This window comes from Myxococcus dinghuensis (genome assembly GCF_024198235.1).
GTDB lineage: Bacteria > Myxococcota > Myxococcia > Myxococcales > Myxococcaceae > Myxococcus > Myxococcus dinghuensis.
The window spans coordinates 37,203-57,790 of sequence record NZ_JAKCFB010000051.1; the positions used below are offsets into that span (position 1 = coordinate 37,203).

Below are 20,588 nucleotides of genomic sequence, written 5' to 3' on the forward strand. Positions count from 1 at the left end.
CTCCCCGTTTGGCCACCGGGAAGGGCGCGGAACGACCCTGACTCTGGATTCGACGCCGGGCCCGTCAGAGCGGGATTCTCCGGTCAGAACCGGATGAGGAAGGCGTCGTAGCCGCCCGCGCTGGGGGCGCTCGTCAGCGCGCCGTACGTGGAGCCGGCGACGAACGCGTTGCCGGCGGCGTCCACCGCCACGCCGCGCGTCATCTCGAGGCTGGCCGTCCCGAACACCTGCGACGACAGCTTCGTGCCGCCCGCGGTGAACCGGGCGATGAACGCGTCGTCCCAGCCGGCGTGCGGCAGGCCGTCGAGCGAGTCACCGACCCGGCCGGCGAGCACGACGGTGTTGCTGGCGGTCACCGCGACGCCGTGGGCGTAGTCGGCCCCGGCCCCGCCCACCAGGCGGCTCCACTGGCGGTTGCCCGCGCCGTCGTACCGGGCGAGCAGCGCGTCGAAGAGGCCGTTGGAGACGTTCCCGTCCGGCTCGCCGAAGGTGTAGCCGGAGACGTAGACGCCGCCGTCCGGGCCCACCGCCACGCCCGTGCCGTGGTCGTTGCCGGAGGCGTCGAGCTGCCGCGCCCACTGGAGCGAGCCGAGGATGTCCAGCTTCAGCAGGAAGATGTCGCTGCCGGTGGGCGTGGTGACGCCGTCGATGCTGCCCGTCGTCTCTCCCGCCACGTAGATTTCGTGCGAGGGCGTCACGGCGATGCCCGCCGCCACGTCGCTGTTGGGCGAGCCGTACTGCTGGAGCCAGTACGGGTTGCCGCCCAGGTCGTAGAGGGCGACGTAGACGTCGTACTGGAAGGGGTTGCCGCCGTTGGCGAAGCTGCCGCCGGTGTAGCCCGCGACGAAGACCTTGTCGGTCACCGCGACGCCCGTGGCGAAGTCGTCCATCTGCGTGCCGAACTGCCGCAGCCACAGGCGGTTGCCCTGGGCGTCGTACTTGGCGACGAAGGAGTCCAGGCCGCCCGCGTTCACGTAGAAGTCGAACCCGCCGAAGGTGTGGCCCACGACGTAGACGTTGCCCTGGGCGTCCGTGGCGACGGCGGTGGCGCGGTCACGCTCCGGCGTCCCGAGGAGCTGGACCCACTGGGCGTTGCCGGCGCTGTCGTACTTCGCCAGGAAGATGTCCTGGCTCCCCGCGTACGGCTGCGCGCCGAGCGCGTTCGCGGTGTGGCCGACGACATACACGCTGCTGCCGGAGACGGCCACTGCCTGGGCCTGGTCCTCGTACGTCGCGCCGAACTGGCGGGCCCAGCCGGACGACGCGAGCTGCGCCTGGGCGTCCAGGGAAACGCCCGACACGCAGACGGCGCCAGCCAGACCCACCATGCTCCACAGGGATTGCTTCATCGCGGACTCCTCTTCCAAGAAGGGTGAACACCTGCGCCATGGTCCGAGCGGCGATCGTCCGCGCGCTCGTGGGCTCGTGCTGACTCGCCATGGCCTCACATGCAAGAGCATGGGATTCGCGCGCACGGAAGATGGGTAATGAAAGACACGCGAGACAGGTCCTGACCCGGGCGTGAGGCCTCGCGGACCCCCTGTATGTCGTGACGCAGGTGCAACCGGATTGATGCAGCAAGACGTCGCACCGACCCGGGCGGTCGTCGGCCACGCGCGCGGAGCCCTGCCCGGCGAGGTGTCCGGCGGGGGATTCAGGGCGCGGCGCCGCGCGTCGGCTCAGACGTGGGTGAAGGCCCGGGCCAGCGTCAGCACCTCCACGCGGGAGGCGCCGGCGTCGAGGAGGGCGACGCCGGCGGCGCGCGCGGTGGCGCCGGTGGTGAAGACGTCGTCCACCAGGAGGACCTCCTGGCCCGCCACCTGGCGGGCGGCGGTGAACGCCCCGGCGAGGTTGTCCGCGCGCTCCGCCTCGTTCAGGCCCACCTGCCGTCGCGTCTCGCGCGTGCGCGTCAACCACCGCGCCGGGGCGTGACGTCCCAGGTGCCGCGCCAGGGCCACGGCGAGCAGGTGGGCCTGGTCGTACTGGCGCGCGTGGTAGCGGCGCGTGTGCAGGGGCAGGGCCACCACGAGGGCGGGCGCCCGGGCCAGGAAGTGGCCCGCCTCCGAGGCCAGCAGCCGGGCCAGGGGCGCGGCCAGCTCCGGGTGGTCCTCGTATTTGAAGCGGTATACTTCCGAGTCAGAAGGCGGCTAGTGATGCCGTCTAACAACGAGATAACAACAGCGGAGGAAGTGTGTCGACAGGAGGCGCAAAGTGGGTTGGCAAGTGGGACGGGGGGCGAGTCAGGGAGACCCGGGGGCGGCAAGTGTGGGTCATCGAGAGACGGGTCAACGGCATCGTCCGGGCAATCACCTTGGACGCCGCGAACGAGCGTGACGCCAAGGCCGAACTGGTTCTCTTTGAGCGTGACCCTGGGTCATACAGGACCAAGAAGCAGGCCGTTGCGGAGGCCACAGCAGCCGCTGCGAAAGAGATCAAGAAGGGGGTTGCGCTCGACGCGGAGAACTTCGAGGCGTTCCTTCGGTATGTGAAGGCCGAAGGGCTGACGGATCACTACCGCCGCTACGTTCTTGCCCCTTACCTGACGGCGTGGGGAGTAGCACTGGAAGGGAGGTCGCTACGGGACGTGTCGCTTACTGAGTTGTACCTGTTGCTGGACAAGTGGCCCACGGCACGGACTCCTAGAATCATTGCGCTGAAGGCTTTTACGGCGTGGCTTCGCGAGCGGGACATGCTGCGGCTTGCCGAAGATCCCACGGCGGAAATGAAGGTGCCTCCATCGCGGGCAGAGAAGAACATTCGCCCCAAAGGTTACAGCATGGAGGCTGTCGAACAGGCGTACAGGGAGGCCAATAGCCAGCGTCTCCGAGACACTCTGTGTATACGAGCCAAGACGGGAATGCATGGGACCGAGATTGATCGGGTAGCGCGAGGTGAGGCTGTTCTGAAAGAGGTGAATGAGCCTTGCGGGATTAAGGGGACCGTTACGTTTCGACAGCTTAAGGCCGATATGACACATACGATTAGTCTGGATGCGCAATCGTTTTTCGCTGTGGAGCGACTCATGTCATACGGCAGAGGGCTGGAGGACTCCGGCATCATTCAGTCGCTGCGGCGCATTGCGGAGCGGCTCAGGTCGAAGTGTCATACTGAGGAGGAACGAAGAAAGATCGTCCCACTTCATCCAAGCCAGCTCCGGCATAGCTTTTCGACATGGGCGCGCAAGGAGGGCGAACTAGTGCGCACAACAAAAGGCGGTCTTCCAATTGAAGAGGTTTCGGCCGTTATGGGGCATACGAGCACCAAGACGACGAAGAAGTTCTATTTGACGGAAGAGATTCCTCCGATGATCCGCCTCCCTCTGCGACTCCTTCATCCTGAAGATCCTTCGACAGATCTAATCGCCTCTCGAAACGAAGCTTCGATTGCTTGAGTTTCTCGGGTGGGCTGGTGGCGTCTCCGTGAGGCAGGCGCCAACCTCTCCATAGGGATACCGAGACACGACATTATCGAGTCCAGTCGAATAGTCGTCTTCTTGCCGAGCTTGGGCGCTCGCCGTAGTCGCCCCTGGGCGAGTAGCTCAAAGACACGAGTCCTCTTGCAGTGGAGTAGTTCGGCTGCGCGTTCGATGGTTACAGCCGGGCCGTCAAGCCCGGGGCCGGTGGCATATGGGGCCATGTTACCGTTCGTCTTTCGTCATCGCAGATCCGAACAGCCGCGCGTGCAGGAGTCCGTAGGCGAGCGCCGCTTGCTGGGGCACGACGCCATTTCCGAGGAGCCGCAGTCGGTCGACCCGATGGGCCAGCCCATCAGCCATTCGACAAATCGCGGGTTCAACGTCCGGGCGGACGGCGAGGACGGAGCGCCATCTTTCGAGGTCGTCGCGCCCTGGGGGCCACGCGGGAAGCTCAGGATGGCCTCCGAGAGCTGCCGGCGCCGCTGGCCGATGCAGCTCGCCGCCTTCCAGTCGGATGCCCCCGGAGTTGGCCAGTCCTTCACCAGCGCGCCCAGGTCCGCCCCCGACTGCCGGCCGTTGCGTGGCCTCCCCCCGCGCCTCCCATGGCCGTTCGAACTCTCTCCCGTGTTCGGCGTGGGCCAGGAGGAAGAGCCGTTCTCGCTTGTGGGGAGCCCCGGCATCTGACGCTCGGAGACACACCCACTCCGCATCGAACCCGAGCGCGGCAAGGTCGGCGAGCACGCGGTCGAGGCCCCGCGAACGGAGCGCCGCGACGTTCTCGACGAAGACAAAGCGGGGTCGAACCTCAGCGACGATTCGCGCGTACTCGCGCCACAGGCCCGAGCGCTCGCCGTCGAGTCCCGCCCCCTTTCCAGCGACGCTGATGTCCTGACAGGGGAATCCCCCACTGACGCAATCCACGACGCCACGCCACGGCACGCCGTCGAAGGTTCCAACGTCGTCCCAGACAGGTGCCGAATCCAGCTCTTCCTTCGCCATCCGGGCCACGAGGCAGGCCGCCGCGTATGCCTCCCGCTCGACGTAACAAACAGTCCGAAGGGAAGGCACGGCCAGCTTGAGGCCGTGAGCGAGTCCACCGCCCCCAGCGAAGAGTTCGAGGGCGCGGCGGGGATGAACGCCAACGGGATGAACAACCAAGCCATGCGCGCTCACCTGGGGAAGACCTTCCGGGGCACAAGGCGACCGAGGACGTGGAGCCCGATGCCAACCGCGTCCCAAACGTTGTGCTGCTTGTCCTGGGCGCGAGGGAGCTGGACGCGGAGGTGTTCGCAGGGCCGCTCGTCGAGCCGCGACTTGATGCGCTCGACCATGACGTCGCCGTTGAGCGTCCCCTTCCATTCGCGGGGCAAGACGCTCCGTTCCGACGTGGCCCCCAGTGCGCCCGCGACGCGACCAACGACACCGGCAAGTTCGATGAGGTCGTTCGGGTCGCCCTTGCTCTTCCCGGCCGTGTAGACCTGGGGGCACTCGCTCACGACCACGATAGCGACGGCCTCACCAGCGGCCCTGAGCGGCTCCAGGAACGACGAAACGAACGCGGCTGTGGCTGTGGCCATGCTCGCCCATGCCGCCAGCCCACGGGCCTTGGACTCGAAGTTGGTCGGCATGCCCGCGACGAGCAGCTCGCCCGTGTCGAGGTCGAAGAGCGCGACGCCACACTCGCGAAGCCCGGGGTCGAGCGCCACGAGGAGCCTCACAGCTCGGCCACCTGGAGACGGAGGGAGAGAGCCTCGCCGTCGAACGCCGACAGCAGCCGCAGTTCGTCGAAGTCGGCGACGTCGAAAGCGACCGTGTCGTCGATGTTCTCCTCGAGGTAGGGGGACGGAAGCGGAAGCAGCTCGGACGCGTTGGTTCGCGTGGCCATGCGTTGCACCTTTCAGGGCGTGTGCTCCCTAAATGGGTGCGGATTCCGCGAGTGGCTCAGGCCGCGCGCTTCGCGGCTGGCTCCCAGACCAGCAGGCGCCCCGAGCTGTCGCGCACGGTGGCGGCATCCTTCGAGAGAATTCGAGACAGCGCGGGCTCGGCTTCGATGGCCGGCGCCAGGTCGGGAGTCGTCTCCTTCATCGCCTCTCGCATGAGGTACGCCTTGCGCTCGGCCGCGTCGTGCAACCGCTGCGCGTCGTCGGCGAGTAGCTCGCTGAGCAGCTCGTCGTGCATGTTGAGGACGATTCGCGAGCCGTAGAGGGGGGAGCGGCGGTCGACGTACATCTCGCGGCTGACGCGCCACATGGCCAGCTTGCACCCGACGGCGCCCAAGCCTTGAAACGGCGTGTTCAAAATCTGGGTGTAGCCGCACATGCCGCGCAGGATGTTGACGCCCGGAATCATGACGTCCGCGAAGCCACCGCCGTAGGCGAGTGCCTGTGCCTTCTCCTGTAGCTCGCGCTGCTCGGGCCATGCCCGCATCCACAGCTCGTCCAGTTCCTTCGCGACCAGGAGGCAGACCCGGCAAACCCGCTTCGGCTTGCGTTGGACGGTGACTTCCTCACGGGTGACGCCGCACTCGTCGGCTCGCTTGGCGAGAAGGCAGAACGAGACGCGGTCCTTGGCGCGCGCGTTGTAGACGAGGGTTCCCGCCCGCATCCCACCCCCCTTGCCGAAGTTGAGAATCTTCGCGAGCTGCCGGTAGGAGACGGCAACGGGGTCCTTCGCCTTCACCAACGGCAGCAGCTCGGCGTAGCTCGTCCCGAGGAACTCGGCCGCGGCAAGGGTGTGGACGTCGAGCCCGCTGTTCAAGGCGTCGGCCATCTTCGAGTAGCCGAGTTCCCAGATGGCCCGCTGAGCCATGGTGCGCAGCTCCAGGCCGCCATAGTCGACCGAGCAGAAGACGAACCCAGGCCGCGCCTCGTGGACCTCGCGAATGCCGCCTTTCTGGGGGAGCTGCTGGTAATCGCTGGAGACGCGCGTCGTGGACACCAGCACGTTGAAGCGCGGGTTGATGGGGTGCGTGGTGCCTGCCTCGACGACATCCAGGTAGGTGGACTTGTACTTGTCGACGCGTCCACTTCGCCCCAATTCCTCGAGGATGGGGTCGCCTGAGCCCAGCAACGTGTCGCGGTCGGTCGCGACCTGACCGTCGGGGAATCGGTCGCTGGGGGAAGTGATGGGCGGCTGACCGTCATATGCGGCAGTCACGAGCGCAGCGAGGCGCTTCGAGTCCTTCGTGCCGTCCGCCCGGAAGATGCCCGCCGCCTGGAACTTCGCGCGGTTCTCGTTCCACTCCCGCTCGACGCGTTCCCGGAGCTGCGCCACGGCAACACCGTTCGTGCGCAGTCCCCAGATGGAGGCGAGGTGGAGCGCGAAGGCGGCGCGCATCTGGTCGGCTTCGGCATGCAGGTTGCCGCCGTTGGACACCTCGCGGGCGAGGGTCTCCTGGCAGAAGTACACGTCGAGCGTGTAGCGAGCATCGCGCTTCGGGTACTCGACAGCCGCGGCGGGCCAGCGCTCGACAGGGACGCCGTCCAGTTCCGCGTAGCGAAGGCGCCACGCGTCCGGGGCATGCTTGTCCGCGCTGATGTCGAGCCCCAGGTGCCGCTGAACGAGGAGCGCGAGCGGGTAGCGGGCGCCTTCGTCGTCGTCGAGCCTCCGCCCCGTCAACGGATGAACGCCGTAGACGCCTCGCGCGATGTCGATGAGCGCCTCGCGGACCTGGACGCAATGAAGGCGGCCCGCTTCGAGCGCCGCGAAGATGGGCGCCACGAGTCGCGGGTCATCTGCCGCCATGACGCCCAGGTCGTAGACGAGATTGGCCCCGACAAGGTGCGTGTCCGGTGTGGCGATGGCATCGCGGAAGAACTCCCGGGCCTGGGCCTTGTCGAGCAGCCGTTCGGTGCCTGTGGCCTGTGTCGCGACACTCCCGCAGACGAGAGGGGGCGCAAGCAAGCCGGGCTGAATCAGCCACGTCTCCGTGTCGAAGGACCAGAGGTTCATGGGATGCCTTGTGTGGGAGGGAGAGCGGCCCGTGTCGTGGGCCAGCCGCCGACGGAAAAAGCGCGCCGTCAGTCGCCGTCCGGCATCAGGCGAGGGCGTCGGAGAGCGCGGGCAGCTTGCTCGCCTTGCGCGACTGCTCGGCCTGGGCGAGCTGCTCGTCGTTCAGCTCGACGTGGGACCAGCGGAAGCCGGTGATGACCTTGCCCGCATGGCCGTCCTTCACGGGGAGCTGCTTGGGGAAAACCTCGCACCGAATCAGGAGGTGCGTGCCCGCCTGCCGCTCGTCGAAGAACTTCTTCAGGACGGCCGGGTTGGCGAACTCGTGCTCTTCGGCGCCCACCAGCGTCATCAGGAAGGACTTGAAGCGCCCGCCGCCGCCCTTCTTCTGGTCGCTCAGGTTCTCGACGTAGTCGACCGTCTCGCCCACGCGGTTGGGGGACTCGTTACCCGGGAGAGCCTCGGACTCGCGGACCTTCAGCTCGGCGATGGCCGAGTCACCCTTGAAGCCCTCCTTCATGCGGATGACGGCGACTTCGAACAGGTAGCGTCCGGCGCGGGGGTAGCGGCCTCCGGTGGCGGCCTGGGCGGTGGCAATCTTCGTCAGTGCGTTGTTCATGGTTACGTGGGTCCTTGGGTTGCGTCAGCAGCGAAGTGCGCTGACCCCACGTAAATGGGTGCGGATTCTGGGAATGGTTCAGTGCCTGAAATTCATTTGGGCTGGGGCTATCGTGACCTCGAAGAAGGACTGCTCAGTTTGGCGTAGAATCGACTGGCAAGCCGACTTGGAAAGCGAGGGACTCAATGGGTGCGGTCGCCAAGAGAACATTCAAGGTGGGGACTCACGAGTTCGTTACGATGGTGGACCTCGACTTGGAGCGAGGGACCTTGCTTGTTTGGGCCCTGACGAAGTCAGGCGATCCTGTCCTTCTTGAGCAGCGCGACGGAACGCAAGAGATTCAGTCCTACCAGCCCTTCGGGACGAAATGGCTGTCGTCGCCCGCGAGCGTGAACGAAGAGGTCTCCCTGCTCATGGAGACGGCGGAGAGAGAGGTCCGATGGTCCGCAGAGCTGAGCGAGCGCCATCGTTATCGCATCGTGGATGTTGACCTGAGAGGTGTGTGGTTAGGGCCATGACGCTGCGTTGTAGCTCGCGAGGTTCAGCTTCTGCGGCGTGCCCTCCGTCTCTTCGATGAACCGTGCGAAGTCGCGGGCCTTCTCGAATGCGCCCGTCAGCTCGGCGGTGTGCTGGTACAGCTCCACCTCGACTTCGTCGGCGAGCTGTCCCTGTCGATGGCAACGGCCGATGGCCTGTTCCCACGCGGCCCCGTCGGCTGGTGGGTTCACGAACAGCATCCGCGAGAACATCGTCAGGTTCTTCCCCGTCCCATGGGCACGGAGTGACGCGACGATGGAGCGCTTCCCACTCTCCCGGATGATGGTCGCCGATGCTTCCGGCCCGCCGCCGTAGAAAGGCACGCCCGCCGCCTTCGCGATGCGCTCGCCCAGTTCCGGGAACTCCACCCAGACGATTCCCGGCTGTCCCTTGCGCAGCGCCCACTTCGCCGCGTCCTTCACGATGAAGTCGGACAGCCACACGGCCTCCGTGACGTGGACGACGCGCTTGTGAATGTCGCCCCAGGCGGGCCAGGACGCCGCGCGCCACGTCGGCAGCTCCCCGTCGTAGGGCGGGGACTGGTGGGCGCGAATCGCGGCGCGGACGAGTAGCCCCGGGGAGTCCAGGTGCTCAGCGGGCCGCTTGAGGCGCTCGCGCAGCTCCCGGTTGAACTCCTGTCGCCGCGAGAACCAGCGGGTAATCAGCTCGGCGTCCTGTGGCACTCCCTGGATGGCCGGGTAGCGCCAGCGGTGGAAGAAGCCGCTCGCGAGCTGCCGGGCGCACGCCACGCGTTGCAGCTCGTCAACGAACTCCTCACCGTCGGGGCGTTGCCCAGCGAGCGCCGTTTGAATGTGCGCGAGCAGCTCGGCGGGGACCTTGCCCGGGTCGCGCGTGCGGATGACCAGCGGCATGCCGACGGCACTCTCGTCCGTGGCCACGACGCCCGGAGTCGCGTTGCGCCAGCGTCGGTAGGCGTCACGCACCCGACGCCGCTCGCGCTCGGCTTCGTTCCCCCCTTCGAGCGGGTCGAGTGAGTGTGACGGGTCAACGAGCCTGAGCAGCTCGCCCGGAGGCGCAACGGCATGGCCTGGGTCCAGCGCCGCGGCCCACTCCTCGACGACATGCCGATTGAGGGGGAGCGGGCTGCCGTCGCGTAGGGCAAACGCCGCGAGGTGGGCGTAGTCCTTCACCGTTCGCGTCGCCAGCGTGCCCGACTGGGCCACGAGACGCGTGTCGGGATGCTGTTCCAGGTAGCGGAGGAACCGGCCCGTGCGCGCGCTCTTCCGGTCCTTCAGCTTGTGGGCTTCGTCGCAGACGATGAGGTCTGGCCGCATGCGCGTCAGGAGGTCGGTGCCTTCCTGGGTGCTGAACTTCTCGTAGGTGATGACGTGGAGCACGGGCAGGCCAGGTCGGAACCACCTGCCGCCCGCGAGGTTGGGCAGGCGCCAGTGTCCGCCGTAGAAGTGCCAGTCCACGTCGACGAGCTGCGCGCGGAGGTTGGAGGGCAGGAGGAGGACGGCGACCTTGCAGCCGGGCATGACCAGCGGCAGCAGCAGATCAACGAGGGTCTTCCCGTGGCCCACGCCGATGGGGAAGAGTCCACCACCCGTGCGCGCGGCTTCCATGAGCGCCAATCGCTGGATTGGGAGCAACGACGACGGGCACCGCTTCCCGAGCGTCCGACAGGTGCATGACGTTCCGGGTGGCGCGCGCAGTGAGGCTTCCAGCGTGGCGAAGTCCGCGTCGCCGTAGCTCGCCGCGAGGTCCCGACGCGGCAGGTCGAGCACCCGGGCGAGATCCGGAGACCAGCCGACGGGCTGCCCCTTCGCGAACGTGGCGCGGTCACCCGTGAGCTTCGCAAGGGCGACGGGACGCACGGGAAGGGGCGCCGCGCCCGTTTGGAGCCGCTGGAGGAGTCGCATGCCGGGAAGAGCCGTCGCCCCGCCAGCCGAAGCCAGCGGGGCCGGTGAGAGTGGTTAGCGGGTGCCGCGAACGACCACGTCGAAGGAAGGCTCCAGCGCCTCGACGATGACCTGCATCAGCTCGGACTGGCCCACGCCGAGCGCGACGTAGTTCCCGGGCGGGGGCAGCGCGGCACGCGCCGCCATGGCCAGCGCCCCGCGCCACTTCCCGAAGCCGAGCGGCGAGTCCGAGCCCGCGAAGCGCACGTCGTCGACGCCGCCCGCTTCGGCGACCTTGCGATGCAGGTCGTCCACGTACTCCGTGAGGGACTCGGCGCGCGGCCCATCGTGCTTCGTCGGGATGCAGTCGACGAAGAGGACTCGGAGGTCGCTCTTGGGCTGCTCGGGCTTCGTCGTCTTCGGCCGTCCACGACGCTTCGGCGCGGGCTGCTCGGCCTCGGGGGCGGGCTGCTCGGCGACCTCGGGCGCCACCTGAACGGGCGTGGGCTCGGGCGCATCGGGCGGCAGGACGGCGGGCAGGTCGGACTTGTTGAGCAGCTTGTCGCGTAGGGACATCGTCTTGCTTCCTCCGGTGAGGCACTTCGCCATGAACGGACACCCGCCGTACTTGGTGCAGGCGGGGCCGAAGTTCGCGGGCACGTCGGAAGCGCGGGCGGCTTGCGCGTGCTCCTTCATCGCTTCGACCTGGGGCTCGACCTTCGTCCTCCACTCGCGCTCGACGTGCTCAACGGGCACGGAGGCGAGGACGGACGCGGCAAGGCGCTGGCCTCGGGTCTGGTAATAGAGGTGTTCGAGTTCCAGTTCGCGCAGGCCCGGGAAGCGCTCGACCTGGCGGAGCGCCCACGCGGCATAGCCGAGCATCTGCAAGCCCGGCTCGGTGTCAGCGTCGGCGAGCTGCTCGCGCGTCGCGGCGTTCCTTGCGATGTTGCTGGTGAACTTGTGGTCGGTGATGCGCAGCACGCCGTCGGAGGCGAGCTGTCGCGCGTCGACAAGGTCGATGAACCCGGTGAAGGGGATGCCGCCCGCCGTCAGTGGCGGTTCACCGTCGAGGGGTTGTTCGACGAGAAGGTCCGCGCCGGGCGTCGGCAGGAGGTGGGCGCCCGACTTCGCGAACGCGCCCAGCACGTCCTCGCCCGTTGATAGGAAGTGCTCAAGCTGCGCGTGGCCTTCGGTGCCGACCTGCTGCGCCCCCGTGGTGGGCTCCGGAAGCCGAAGGACTTTCGCGAAGTACCAAGCGCGGGGGCACTGCTTGTGGCGCTTGAGCTGCGAGACGCTCAACCGCTGGATGACCCCTGCAACGACGGAGGGGCTGTTCGTGGGAGCTTTGCAGGAGGGCGTCACCCTTCCTAAATGGGTGCGGATTCTGGGAGTGGCTCAAGGGCATGGCGTAGGCGGGCGGCTGCAATCTCGGCGTACTCAGGCGCTCGCTCGATTCCGACGAACTCGAAGCCTTCGGCGAGCGCCGCGACACCCGTTGACCCACTCCCCGCGAACAGGTCGAGCACGACGCCGCCTGGGGGCGTGACGAGCCTGCAAAGCCACCGCATCAGCGCGACTGACTTCACTGTCGGGTGGTGGTTGCGGTCGCCGTTTGCGTTCAGGCCCGCGTCCCTTTCCGACCTGCTCGGCTTCGCCACGTAGAAGAACCGGCTTGCCCCGCCGTTGGGTGCCTGAGCGTCGAGCAGCTCGGCCGCGGCTTCGTCGAGCGTCACATTCGCAGGCCAACGCCCCGATTCGTCGACGCGCTGCTGCGGGCGGTTCGCGCCATAGACAGCGCTCGTCACCGTGTCGGCTCGCCCCGGGTTGCGCGCCTTCGACGCGGACAAGTCCTCGGAGCTTGCATGCGGAATCCGGCAGGCCGCGACGTTGAGCGCGCCCGTGCGCCACTGCTGGACGTGCGACGCGACGGTGCCCACCAGGGGCTTACGGCAGAGAATCCAGTGCTCGGAGGCGGGCTTGAGGGCCGTTCCCCACCCGAGCCACTGCCGCGCGGCCTCGGTGGCGGGTTCATCGCGACGCTCGCGGCGGGTGAGGTTCGCCTTCTCGCCGTTGTTGGCGAGCCACCGTTGCCCGGCCGCGGCTTCCTCATGGTGGCCTGTGACTGCGCGTCGGAACCAGTTGGGGCCCGGCTGGCCCTTCTGCGCGACGAGCCGCTCGACGAGCGCGCGAATGGACTCGGGCACTTCTTCGACACCGAGCAGCGCGAGCAGCGTCGGCCAGTGGGCTTCGCTGGGCACTTCGGGTTGGGTGCCTTGCGTCGTCCAGTGCCCCGCCATGCCGTTGTGGCCGAAGGCCGCGTCGATTCTCGCGTTGGTGAGTCCGGCCCTGTCTCTTGCCTCCGCAATCCAGCGGGTGACGCACCGGACTTCGTCCAGGTTGCCCCGCTGCTTGTCGATGGCCTGGGACACGTCCAGGGACTTGGGGAAGCCCGTACCGAACAGGTGCAGCACGACGTCGCGAATCTCGAAGCCCGCGTCCTCGAGGGCCGTCGCCGTCCAATGCGCGGTTCGCGGCAGGGCCCAAACGAGCGCATGCCCCCCAGGCTTGAGGACGCAGAGGGCCTCGCGCATGACGTGGGCGAGCCACGCCACCCACGCGTCACGCCCGCCCTTGTCGCTGTCCCACTCGCGGCCCATGAAGCCGATGCCCGCTGGCGGGTCGGTGATGAGGGTGTCGACGCTGTTGGGGGCGAGGATATCCCCGACTCGCGCGGCGTCTCCAACGAAGAGCGCCGCACGGTCGGTCAACAAGCTGTTGCGCATGCCCTCTAAATGGGTGCGCTTTCCGCGAGTGGTTCAGAGACTACAGCTCAACGAGTTCAGGCAAGCACGCGGTGACTTGCGGGAGGGTGAATCGGCAGTTGGTGACGAGGCAGGAGGTGACATACGAAATGTCAGGAAGGCCGAAGATGCAATTCGTGACGCAAAGGTTGCCCTCCAGGTCTTCTTCGAGGACTCCGAGACAGTCGAAGAATCCATCGAGGCTCTCTGCCGACACCTCATTGTTGTCAGGCGTTACGGGAGGAGCGTTGGCACCGCCTTCACCAGTGGTATCCACGGGCCCGCAGCCCACGAACAAGGTAAGAACCAGCACGCCAGCAAGCGACTTCATCAAGTTGAACATGTAAGGACCTCCGAGTGTGTTGCAGTTGAGAGCGTCTCCGACTCGGGGGAGGCGGGATACTATGCCTTGGTCCAATTTCGGTGTTGAGACGTCACCAGTCCAGTTTGCCCGCAGCATCGGTGTCCCAATGCGGGCTCACTCATAGCCGGCGGGGTTGCCGAACCCTGTCCGCCGCTCGTCACGCTTCTCCATGGGCGCGTTCTTCAGCTCGTCCGGGATGTAGTAGACGAGCGGGCGCGTCCCGTCCCCGAATCGACGCTGGCCTCTCGTGAAGTGCAGCGCCTTGAGGGCCGCCGAAATCTCCCGTGAGAACTTGTTGTCGACCTGGGCTTGATGGAGGGAGAAGGCTTCGACGCCCACGCGCAGAAGCGTCACGTCCAAGGGGCGCTTCTCAGGCGGCATCTCCAGCAGCCACTTCAGGATGACCTCCTTGCGGCTGTCTCCCACGTTATCTACCCGGAGCGCGGCCTGCTTCTCGGCGCCCGCCGCATCCTCGTCACTCAGCCACCAGTCCTCGCCCTGGTGGAAGCGCACGACGGCTTCGGCCCAGAGCTGGTCGCGGTCGCGCTTGAGGGCGTCCGTGTCGATGCGAGAGCACTTCACCGGCCAGAAGCGCCGCTGGCCCGTGGGGTCGCGCAGGTAGTCGTCGTCGTTGGTCGTCCCGACGAACACGCAGCGTCGCGGGGCCTGCACGTTGGCGCGTCCGTAGGGCGGCCGGTAGGTGTCTTCCGTCCGGGTGATGAACGCCTTGAGGGCCTGGTCTTCCGACTTCCGGAACGTGCTCAGTTCGGCCAGTTCGATGAACCAGAATTGGGAGGCGAGCATCGCACTGTCCTTGTTCGTGACGTCAATCTGCGCGTCGGTGAAATACTCCCCGGCAAGGATGCGGAACGCGGTCGACTTCCGAAGGCCCTGGGGGCCCTCCAGAATCATGACCGTGTCCACCTTGCACCCGGGACGCAGGGCGCGCGCGACGGCGGAGATGGCGAACTTGGAGCCGACGGCCCGGAGGTATCGGTCATCCCCCTGCGCGCCGAAGTACGTCGCGAGCATCCCGTCGAGCCGCGGCGTTCCATCCCAGACGAGTCCGGCGAGGTAGTCAGAGACGGGGTCGTAGCTGTTGCGCTTGGCCACGGCGAGGAGCTGCTGCGCGACGGCCAGTGCCTTGGGGCGCAAGCCGAGCTGCCCGTAGCTGCTGCGCTGAATCCAGTTGGCGACGAGCACGTCGAGCGTTTCCAGGTCCACGTTGGAGCCGAGGGGGCCTCCCCCCACTTCCAACTTCTTCGTGACGTCGTTGAAGCGGAAGACGCCGTGCCACTCGGGGGAGCTGTGCAGCACCGTGAAGATGTTCGCCTCACAGTTCCGGAGCTGCTGTTGCGTGTCTCTCGTGTTGTCGAGGACCAGTTGCTTCACCCACGCGTCGGGGTCGGGAGCGTCCTCCTCGTGCCCCGGCCCATCACTCGGCGGAGACACGGGAGCGCGAAGCCCCAAGGCTTCCCAGATGGCCGCATTGTCTGCGAGCCGTGCGCCATCGCGTGACTTTCGTCGCTCGCGGTGACGCCGCAGCTTGAGGACGGCCTGCTCGCACAGGTGCTCGGTGCCCTCGCGCCAGTCCGTTGCCGCGAACGACGCGCGGAACAGCTCCACGATTGCGGCCTCGGGCGTGGAGAGCGGCAGGACGAAGGCCACGCACGACATGAGCATGTTCAACGTCGTGTCCTGCGCGCCGACGGCGGCCAGCGGCTCACCTGCGAGCGCCCGGCGGACGATGGCGAGGTTCTCGGGCTTGCGGATGCGGCGCAGGAGGGCCCGCAGCTCGTACAGGTCGGCGGGCGCCTCGGGCGGCATGGCGGACACCAGGGCTGCCACCGTGGGCAGGCCCGAACGTGCCATGGCGAGCAGCGCGTCGACGTCGAGGGGCGCACCGTCTCCACTGGCCGCGAAGGGCTCGGCACCTGTGGGCGCGTCGGGCAGGTAGTAGATCCGCGCCAGGTCCTTCGTGGCCGGGTCGGCGGGAAGGCTGAGCATGCGAATGGCTGCCTCTCGCACCGAAGCCCATTCGCGCGGGAGCACGGGCCGCGACAACGGCATCACGAGTCGAAGGCAGTAGTCGTCGGGCGGGCGGTTGCTGTGCGTCGAGTGGAGGGCGTAGGCCAGCCCGTGACGTTCGACGGCATCTAGGAACGAGAGCTGCGGCGCGTTGAGGTGGTCCAGGTCGAACACGGCGACGGTAACGGCGCGCACGTTCTCGGTGCGTCGTCGCTCGACGATGTCGACGGGGCTCCAGGCGGGGCCATTCTTGCCGGGGCAGCCACGCGGACAGGGCGACGTGGGGCACTGACTGCGACGGTGGGTGACGAGCCTTGCGGACAGCTCGGGCCACGACAGCTCCGTCGCCTGGGGGATGTTGTCCTGGGCGGACGAGTAGAAGGCGACCTTCAGCCGAAGGGCTTGAAGGCGGGGGGCGGCATCGTTGGGTGAGTGGCTCACGTCCGAGTAAATGGGTGTGACTTCTGCGAATGGCTCAGCGAGACGTGCGACGGAGGCGGGAGGCGTGTGGGTCTCGTGCATGGTGACCGGTAAATGGGTGCGGATTTTCCGAATGGCCCACGGAATCGTCAGCCGGGCGGAAGCGGCACGCGTTACGCGCTGCCCTGAGTAAATGGGTGTGACTTCCGTGAATGGCTCACTGGCTCGACGTCGTGCCACAGCGGCGTCATGCGGCAACGGGCGCGGACGCGTTCCCCTATGGCCTTACCTACTTCCTATCTCCCCCTATCTCACCCCAGGTCTCTATAGAGAAAGGAGAAGAGGGGGTGACAGGACATGACAGCTGACGCGCGAGGGGCAGGAGGCGAATCGTCATGCGGCAACGGGCGCGGACGCGTTCCCCTATAGCCTTACCTACTTCCTATCTCCCCCTATCTCACCCCAGGTCTCTATAGAGAAAGGAGAAGAGAGGGTGACAGGACAGGACGGCTGACGCACGAGAGGCAGGGCGAACCGTCATGCGGCAACGGGCGTGGGCTCGTTTTCCTATATCCCTACCTATCTCCTCTCTCCATCTATCCCACTCCAGGTTTCCTAAAGAGAGAGGAGAGTGGGGGTGCTCGATAGTTGCCGGACGTCGCGTCCTGAGCCGTTCGCAGAAGTCACACCCATTTACGTGGGACCTGCGCTCCGCACACCATTGCCGCCCCTTGCTGCCTCCGTGAGCCACTCGCAGAAGTCACACCCATTTACAGGGCAAGCGCACGTTGGGCTTGGGGCCAGCCGCGTGCGTTCCACTTCGGGCGAGGCGTTGAGACTTCGTGTCTGAGACTATCTGTGAAACGGGTGTGGTCGGCATGCCGCATGCTCATGGCAGGGAGATGTTTCACGCGGCCATTTGTCACATCGGGAGAGAGCAACGGCGTGTCTCCCACAGGGTGTACGACCTCCAGGCCGCCCGGCAATCCGACCTCGTGGCCCGAGTCCTGTCAGCCCGTGCGAGCGGCAACGCCGTGCTGGAGCGACGGTTGTCCGCCGAGCTGCTGGTCTCTGTGCGGCCCATCATCCGGCGTGTCGTCGGGGCTCTCGTGTCCCTTGCGGGCTCGCTGTCGCCCGAAGACCTCGAACAAGTTGCGGCGATGGCGGTGCTCCGCACGGTGTCCAAGTACGACGCCAACAGGGGGCGCCAGTCGTTCGGCGAAGTCGCCTACTTCCGGGTGCGGACTGCCTGTGAGCAGTACGCGCGCATGCACGGTAGCGACGTTCACCTGAGCGACGGCGCGCACAAGCGTCGCACTGTCCGTTCAATCCACAGCGCCGACCGCAACGTCATCCGGGTCCATCGCATAGACATACCGTCTCATTTTTCGGACGGTGCTTCGGAAGATGCCTCGTGGGTCGATGAGCTGGAATCCGCACTCCGCGAGATGTCGTGCCTGGAGTCTGACGGGGACACGCCCGAGGGAGAGCTGCTGGAGGCGGAGCGTCGAGCCCTCGTGCTCGAAGCGGTGCGGCGGTTGGCCCCACCGAAGCGAGAACTCGTCTCACGTGTGTTCGGTCTCAATCGCCCCGCGCAGTCGGTGCGCTCCGTCGCAGAAGCATGGGGCGCGCCAAAGAGCCGCGTCGACCGGATGCTGGCGCGCGCCCTGGTGGAGCTGCGGGAGCTGATGGCCGAGCTGGAGGCGTAGCGTGCCCGTCCTGGTCGCGACACGAAGGGGGCCGTGCGCCGTCTGCTCCCTGCCCATCGAACAGGGCGAGGTCATCACCTACGAGCGCGCCGTTGGCGCTCGGCACGCGGCATGTGCCGACCTCGTGGCCACGCGTCGACGCAACCAGTTCCCCGGCGCGTGTGAGTTGTGCGGCGTGCGGCTTCGTCGCGGTGAAGGGACGCTGGCGTTCGTCGAGCAGCAAGGGGCTTGCGGACGATGGCGCCACCGCTGGCGGGTGGCGTGTGCCGACACGCAGGGGTGCGACGCGCGAATTCGTGCCAAGCAATGACATTCACGGCGGGTGTATTGATTTCAATGTGAGTGAAATCTCCTGTGGTCAGCCCCCCGGTCATTATTTCCTTTCACGGGCCGTTTCCTGTCGTGCTCGGCGCGCACCACTTTTGAGAAATTTTCAGAAAACCGCAGGGGCGAGAGGTTTTGCAGGGCGCACTTGCTGAAAAAGTCCGTGAAACCGCACCCATTTAGATGGGGTGGCAAGACCAACCAAACTCACCCCTGAGCTTCAGCAGAAAATCTGCGACCACTTGAGGTCCGGCCTGTTCCGTCGAGCGGCGGCGGGCCTCGTGGGCGTCGACGAGCAGACCCTCTCCCGCTGGTTCCATCGTGGCGCGAGCGAGCCGCGCGGCCTCTACCGCGAGTTCTTCGTCGCGGTGAACAAGGCGGAAGCCGAGTTCATGCAGGGCGCGACAGAGACGCTCCAGGCCGCGTCCACGACGAACCCCAAGCACGTCCAGTGGCTGCTGTCCCGCCGCTTCCCGGAGCTGTACGGCCGGCGCGACAACGTCGAGGCGAAGAGCCCCGAGGACCAGTCCGCCGACACCGCCGCCCTGCGCGAGCTGTTGATCGACCGGCTCGGGAAGTTCCTGCCCGACGAACTGCCGGCACCTGCCGAAGCCGCCACGCCCGAGCAGCTCGACGACAAGGGGGCCACCGATGCGTAGCCTTCTGACGGGGGCCTGGGGGAAGTTCTCAGAGAACCTCGGGCCCCACGAGTCGCCCGCGTCGCGCATGGTCCAGACGGCGGGCTCTCGCGCGCAGCTCGCGAAGCTCTTCGGCGGTCTCGACGACAAGGAAGTCGAGCTGCTCGTCTACGACCTCGACTTCTGGGCGCGGCGTGAGCAGGTCCCCCCGGACAAGTTCGCGACGTGCTTCGTCATGGCCGGGCGCGGCTTCGGCAAGACGTGGTGCGGCGCGCGGTGGGTCATCAAGAAAGCGTGGCAGGCGAAGAGCGTCGGGGCCCTGGTTGGACCGACGGCGGCGGACGTGCGCGACACGATGATTCGCGGCGCGTCCGGCATCCTCGCCCTGTCGCCCCCGTGGTTCACGCCGAAGTACGAGCCCAGCAAGCGGCGCGTGACGTGGCCCAACGGCGTCTATGCCATCTGCTACTCGGCGGATAAGCCCGACCGACTGCGCGGCCCGAATGCCGGATGGGGCTGGGGCGACGAGCCGGCTTCGTGGAAACACGACATGGCCGCGGTCGACCAGCTTCCCCTCGTGCTTCGCATCGGCTCGCGCGAGGACCCGCCGCAGCTCCTCCTGACGGGGACGCCGCGCCCGCTGAAGAAGATTGAAGAGCTGCTCTTCGCCGACGCGGAGAAGCAGATTCTCAAGCCCGGCGTGGTGCTGCGCTCGGGCTCGTCGCTCAGCAACGTGGCGAACCTGGCGCCCACGGCGATTGCCAACATGCGGGCGCTGGCGAACACCCGATGGGGCCAGCAAGAAGTGCTCGGGCGCCTGCTCTTCGACGTGCCCGGCGCGATTTTCGGCTCCGCGAAGTGGCGGCGCGTCGACGCGGAGCCGCACGAGTACGCCCAGCAGCTCGACCGCAGAATCGTCAGCGTGGACCCGAGCCCCACCAGCGAAACGGGCTCGGACGAAACGGGAATCATCGTCGAAGGGTGCAAGTCGAGCGCGCTCTTCGGCCCCGACAACGTGCCGTTGAAGCGCGTGTCCGTCCTGGCGGACCTGTCGTGCCGGGCGAGTCCCCGTGAGTGGGCGACGAAGGCCATCCGCGCCTATCTGGAGTGGGGCTGCGATGCGCTCGTGGTGGAGGTGAACACGGGCGGGGAGATGGTGGAGACGCTGATCTCCACCGTCGCGGGCGAGATGGGCGTGAGCGTCAACGTGAAGCCCGTCCGGGCGACGAGCGCGAAGAGCAAGCGAGCCGAGCCCGTGTCCGCCCTGGCCGAAGCGGGCCGCGTCGAGTTCGTCGGGACGTTCCCCAAGCTCGAACAGCAGCTCAGCAAATTCACGGGGGTTAACGGCCGTCGCGATGACAGGGCCGACGCCTTCTGTTGGGGCGTCCACGACCTCGTGTTCTCCGAACAGTTCTTCGCCGTCTGAGGTGATGGGTATGGGGATGCTCGACAGGATGCGTGCCGCCCTGGGCGGTGGCAGCAAGCGCAAGGGCACGGGGCTGGAGCTGAGCCGGTGGACGTCCGCTCCACCGCGCCGGGAGGTGCCCGCGCTGCTCGCGGCCTACGCCGAAATGCCGTGGCTGGGGACCATCGTCGACACGGTGGGCGACGCGTTCGCGGACGTCATGTGGAGGGCATTCATCCGGCAGGACCCGGGGACGCGGAAGGCCCTGGTCGACGTGTCGCTACGGCGGGCCTGCGGTGACGTGCGGCGGGAGCGGTTGAAGTCGCTCGTCGACCTGGGCGGCGCGGCGGAGCTGCCGGACCATCCGCTGTTGCGACTGCTCGCGGACCCCAACGACTTCATGACGGGCCGCGACTTCGCGAAGCTGTTCTGCCTGCACTACGACCTGACGGGCGAGTTCTTCGCCGTCCTCGAGGAGGTGGCTGGCGTCCCCGTGGGCCTGTGGCCGGTGCCGCCCG

Annotated in this window: 18 protein-coding genes; 6 read left to right on the forward strand and 12 right to left on the reverse strand. The window is 67.2% G+C overall.

Going from position 1 to position 20,588, the window contains the following annotated elements; translation table 11 throughout:
* Nucleotides 1-83: 83 nt before the first annotated feature.
* Entirely contained in the window at nt 84-1,349 is a 1,266-nt protein-coding gene (locus LZ198_RS37805; protein WP_253977009.1) for an SBBP repeat-containing protein, read from the reverse strand.
* A 330-nt stretch (nt 1,350-1,679) separates the two neighbouring features.
* A complete protein-coding gene (locus LZ198_RS37810) occupies nt 1,680-2,027 on the reverse strand; it encodes a ComF family protein (protein WP_253977010.1) in 348 nt (115 codons plus the stop codon).
* A gap of 236 nt (nt 2,028-2,263) precedes the next feature.
* On the opposite strand from LZ198_RS37810, the gene LZ198_RS37815 reads away from it, so the two are divergent.
* The gene (locus LZ198_RS37815; protein WP_253977011.1) at nt 2,264-3,391 is read left to right on the forward strand and encodes a site-specific integrase; all 1,128 of its coding nucleotides are present in this window, start codon (nt 2,264-2,266) and stop codon (nt 3,389-3,391) included.
* Between the two features lie 246 nt (nt 3,392-3,637).
* On the opposite strand, the gene LZ198_RS37820 is transcribed toward LZ198_RS37815, so the two are convergent.
* The 5 genes from LZ198_RS37820 to LZ198_RS37840 all read right to left on the reverse strand — a co-directional run bounded on the left by LZ198_RS37820 (nt 3,638) and on the right by LZ198_RS37840 (nt 7,982).
* Nucleotides 3,638-4,588 carry a DNA cytosine methyltransferase gene (locus LZ198_RS37820; RefSeq protein WP_253977012.1) on the reverse strand — a complete coding sequence of 317 codons (951 nt, stop codon included), beginning with the start codon at nt 4,586-4,588 and terminating at the stop codon, nt 3,638-3,640.
* Nucleotides 4,585-5,133: a hypothetical protein gene (locus LZ198_RS43545; RefSeq protein WP_253977013.1), complete on the reverse strand. Its 549-nt coding sequence runs from the start codon at nt 5,131-5,133 to the stop codon at nt 4,585-4,587. Before LZ198_RS43545 ends, LZ198_RS37820 begins: the two co-directional genes overlap by 4 nt.
* Complete coding sequence (locus LZ198_RS37830; protein WP_253977014.1) at nt 5,130-5,300, reverse strand: hypothetical protein; 171 nt, start codon at nt 5,298-5,300, stop codon at nt 5,130-5,132. The genes LZ198_RS43545 and LZ198_RS37830 overlap by 4 nt, the downstream gene beginning before the upstream one ends.
* A gap of 56 nt (nt 5,301-5,356) precedes the next feature.
* Nucleotides 5,357-7,366, reverse strand: coding sequence for a DNA polymerase (locus tag LZ198_RS37835; RefSeq protein WP_253977015.1), 2,010 nt, complete (start codon nt 7,364-7,366; stop codon nt 5,357-5,359).
* A gap of 85 nt (nt 7,367-7,451) precedes the next feature.
* Complete coding sequence (locus LZ198_RS37840; RefSeq protein ID WP_253977016.1) at nt 7,452-7,982, reverse strand: hypothetical protein; 531 nt, start codon at nt 7,980-7,982, stop codon at nt 7,452-7,454.
* 239 nt (nt 7,983-8,221) lie between these two features.
* Here LZ198_RS37840 and LZ198_RS37845 point away from each other — a divergent pair, with 239 nt between their 5' ends.
* On the forward strand, nt 8,222-8,500 hold the full coding sequence (locus LZ198_RS37845; RefSeq protein ID WP_253977017.1) for a hypothetical protein: 279 nt from the start codon (nt 8,222-8,224) through the stop codon (nt 8,498-8,500).
* Here LZ198_RS37845 and LZ198_RS37850 read toward each other — a convergent pair.
* The 5 genes from LZ198_RS37850 to LZ198_RS37870 form a co-directional block, all read right to left on the reverse strand.
* Nucleotides 8,489-10,402: a DEAD/DEAH box helicase gene (locus LZ198_RS37850; protein ID WP_256560269.1), complete on the reverse strand. Its 1,914-nt coding sequence runs from the start codon at nt 10,400-10,402 to the stop codon at nt 8,489-8,491. The two genes, LZ198_RS37845 and LZ198_RS37850, sit on opposite strands and share 12 nt — an antisense overlap.
* A gap of 54 nt (nt 10,403-10,456) precedes the next feature.
* A complete protein-coding gene (locus LZ198_RS37855) occupies nt 10,457-11,680 on the reverse strand; it encodes a PD-(D/E)XK nuclease family protein (RefSeq protein WP_253977019.1) in 1,224 nt (407 codons plus the stop codon).
* A 68-nt stretch (nt 11,681-11,748) separates the two neighbouring features.
* Nucleotides 11,749-13,164 carry a DNA methyltransferase gene (locus LZ198_RS37860; RefSeq protein WP_253977020.1) on the reverse strand — a complete coding sequence of 472 codons (1,416 nt, stop codon included), beginning with the start codon at nt 13,162-13,164 and terminating at the stop codon, nt 11,749-11,751.
* Between the two features lie 40 nt (nt 13,165-13,204).
* The gene (locus LZ198_RS37865) at nt 13,205-13,525 is read right to left on the reverse strand and encodes a hypothetical protein (protein ID WP_253977021.1); all 321 of its coding nucleotides are present in this window, start codon (nt 13,523-13,525) and stop codon (nt 13,205-13,207) included.
* A 135-nt stretch (nt 13,526-13,660) separates the two neighbouring features.
* Nucleotides 13,661-16,015, reverse strand: a complete 2,355-nt coding sequence (locus LZ198_RS37870) for a virulence-associated E family protein (protein ID WP_253977022.1) — start codon at nt 16,013-16,015, stop codon at nt 13,661-13,663.
* A gap of 1,028 nt (nt 16,016-17,043) precedes the next feature.
* Between LZ198_RS37870 and LZ198_RS37875 the strand changes: the two genes are divergently transcribed.
* From LZ198_RS37875 to LZ198_RS37890, 4 genes are all read left to right on the forward strand, one after another.
* Nucleotides 17,044-17,703: a sigma-70 family RNA polymerase sigma factor gene (locus LZ198_RS37875; protein ID WP_253977023.1), complete on the forward strand. Its 660-nt coding sequence runs from the start codon at nt 17,044-17,046 to the stop codon at nt 17,701-17,703.
* A 566-nt stretch (nt 17,704-18,269) separates the two neighbouring features.
* On the forward strand, nt 18,270-18,686 hold the full coding sequence (locus LZ198_RS37880) for a hypothetical protein (RefSeq protein WP_253977024.1): 417 nt from the start codon (nt 18,270-18,272) through the stop codon (nt 18,684-18,686).
* Nucleotides 18,679-20,091 carry a terminase large subunit domain-containing protein gene (locus LZ198_RS37885; protein WP_253977025.1) on the forward strand — a complete coding sequence of 471 codons (1,413 nt, stop codon included), beginning with the start codon at nt 18,679-18,681 and terminating at the stop codon, nt 20,089-20,091. Before LZ198_RS37880 ends, LZ198_RS37885 begins: the two co-directional genes overlap by 8 nt.
* Before the next feature lie 28 nt (nt 20,092-20,119).
* Nucleotides 20,120-20,588: phage portal protein (locus LZ198_RS37890; RefSeq protein ID WP_253977026.1), on the forward strand; the 469-nt coding region annotated here is incomplete at its 3' end.

Excerpts from the sequence above, each read along its gene's own strand:
- LZ198_RS37805 (WP_253977009.1), bottom strand. The coding sequence starts at position 1,349 with ATGAAGCAATCCCTGTGGAGCATGGTGGGTCTGGCTGGCGCCGTCTGC.
- LZ198_RS37830 (WP_253977014.1), bottom strand. The coding sequence starts at position 5,300 with ATGGCCACGCGAACCAACGCGTCCGAGCTGCTTCCGCTTCCGTCCCCC.
- LZ198_RS37835 (WP_253977015.1), bottom strand. The coding sequence starts at position 7,366 with ATGAACCTCTGGTCCTTCGACACGGAGACGTGGCTGATTCAGCCCGGC.
- LZ198_RS37840 (WP_253977016.1), bottom strand. The coding sequence starts at position 7,982 with ATGAACAACGCACTGACGAAGATTGCCACCGCCCAGGCCGCCACCGGA.
- LZ198_RS37845 (WP_253977017.1), top strand. The coding sequence starts at position 8,222 with ATGGTGGACCTCGACTTGGAGCGAGGGACCTTGCTTGTTTGGGCCCTG.
- LZ198_RS37850 (WP_256560269.1), bottom strand. The coding sequence starts at position 10,402 with ATGCGACTCCTCCAGCGGCTCCAAACGGGCGCGGCGCCCCTTCCCGTG.
- LZ198_RS37860 (WP_253977020.1), bottom strand. The coding sequence starts at position 13,164 with ATGCGCAACAGCTTGTTGACCGACCGTGCGGCGCTCTTCGTTGGAGAC.
- LZ198_RS37865 (WP_253977021.1), bottom strand. The coding sequence starts at position 13,525 with ATGTTCAACTTGATGAAGTCGCTTGCTGGCGTGCTGGTTCTTACCTTG.
- LZ198_RS37885 (WP_253977025.1), top strand. The coding sequence starts at position 18,679 with ATGCGTAGCCTTCTGACGGGGGCCTGGGGGAAGTTCTCAGAGAACCTC.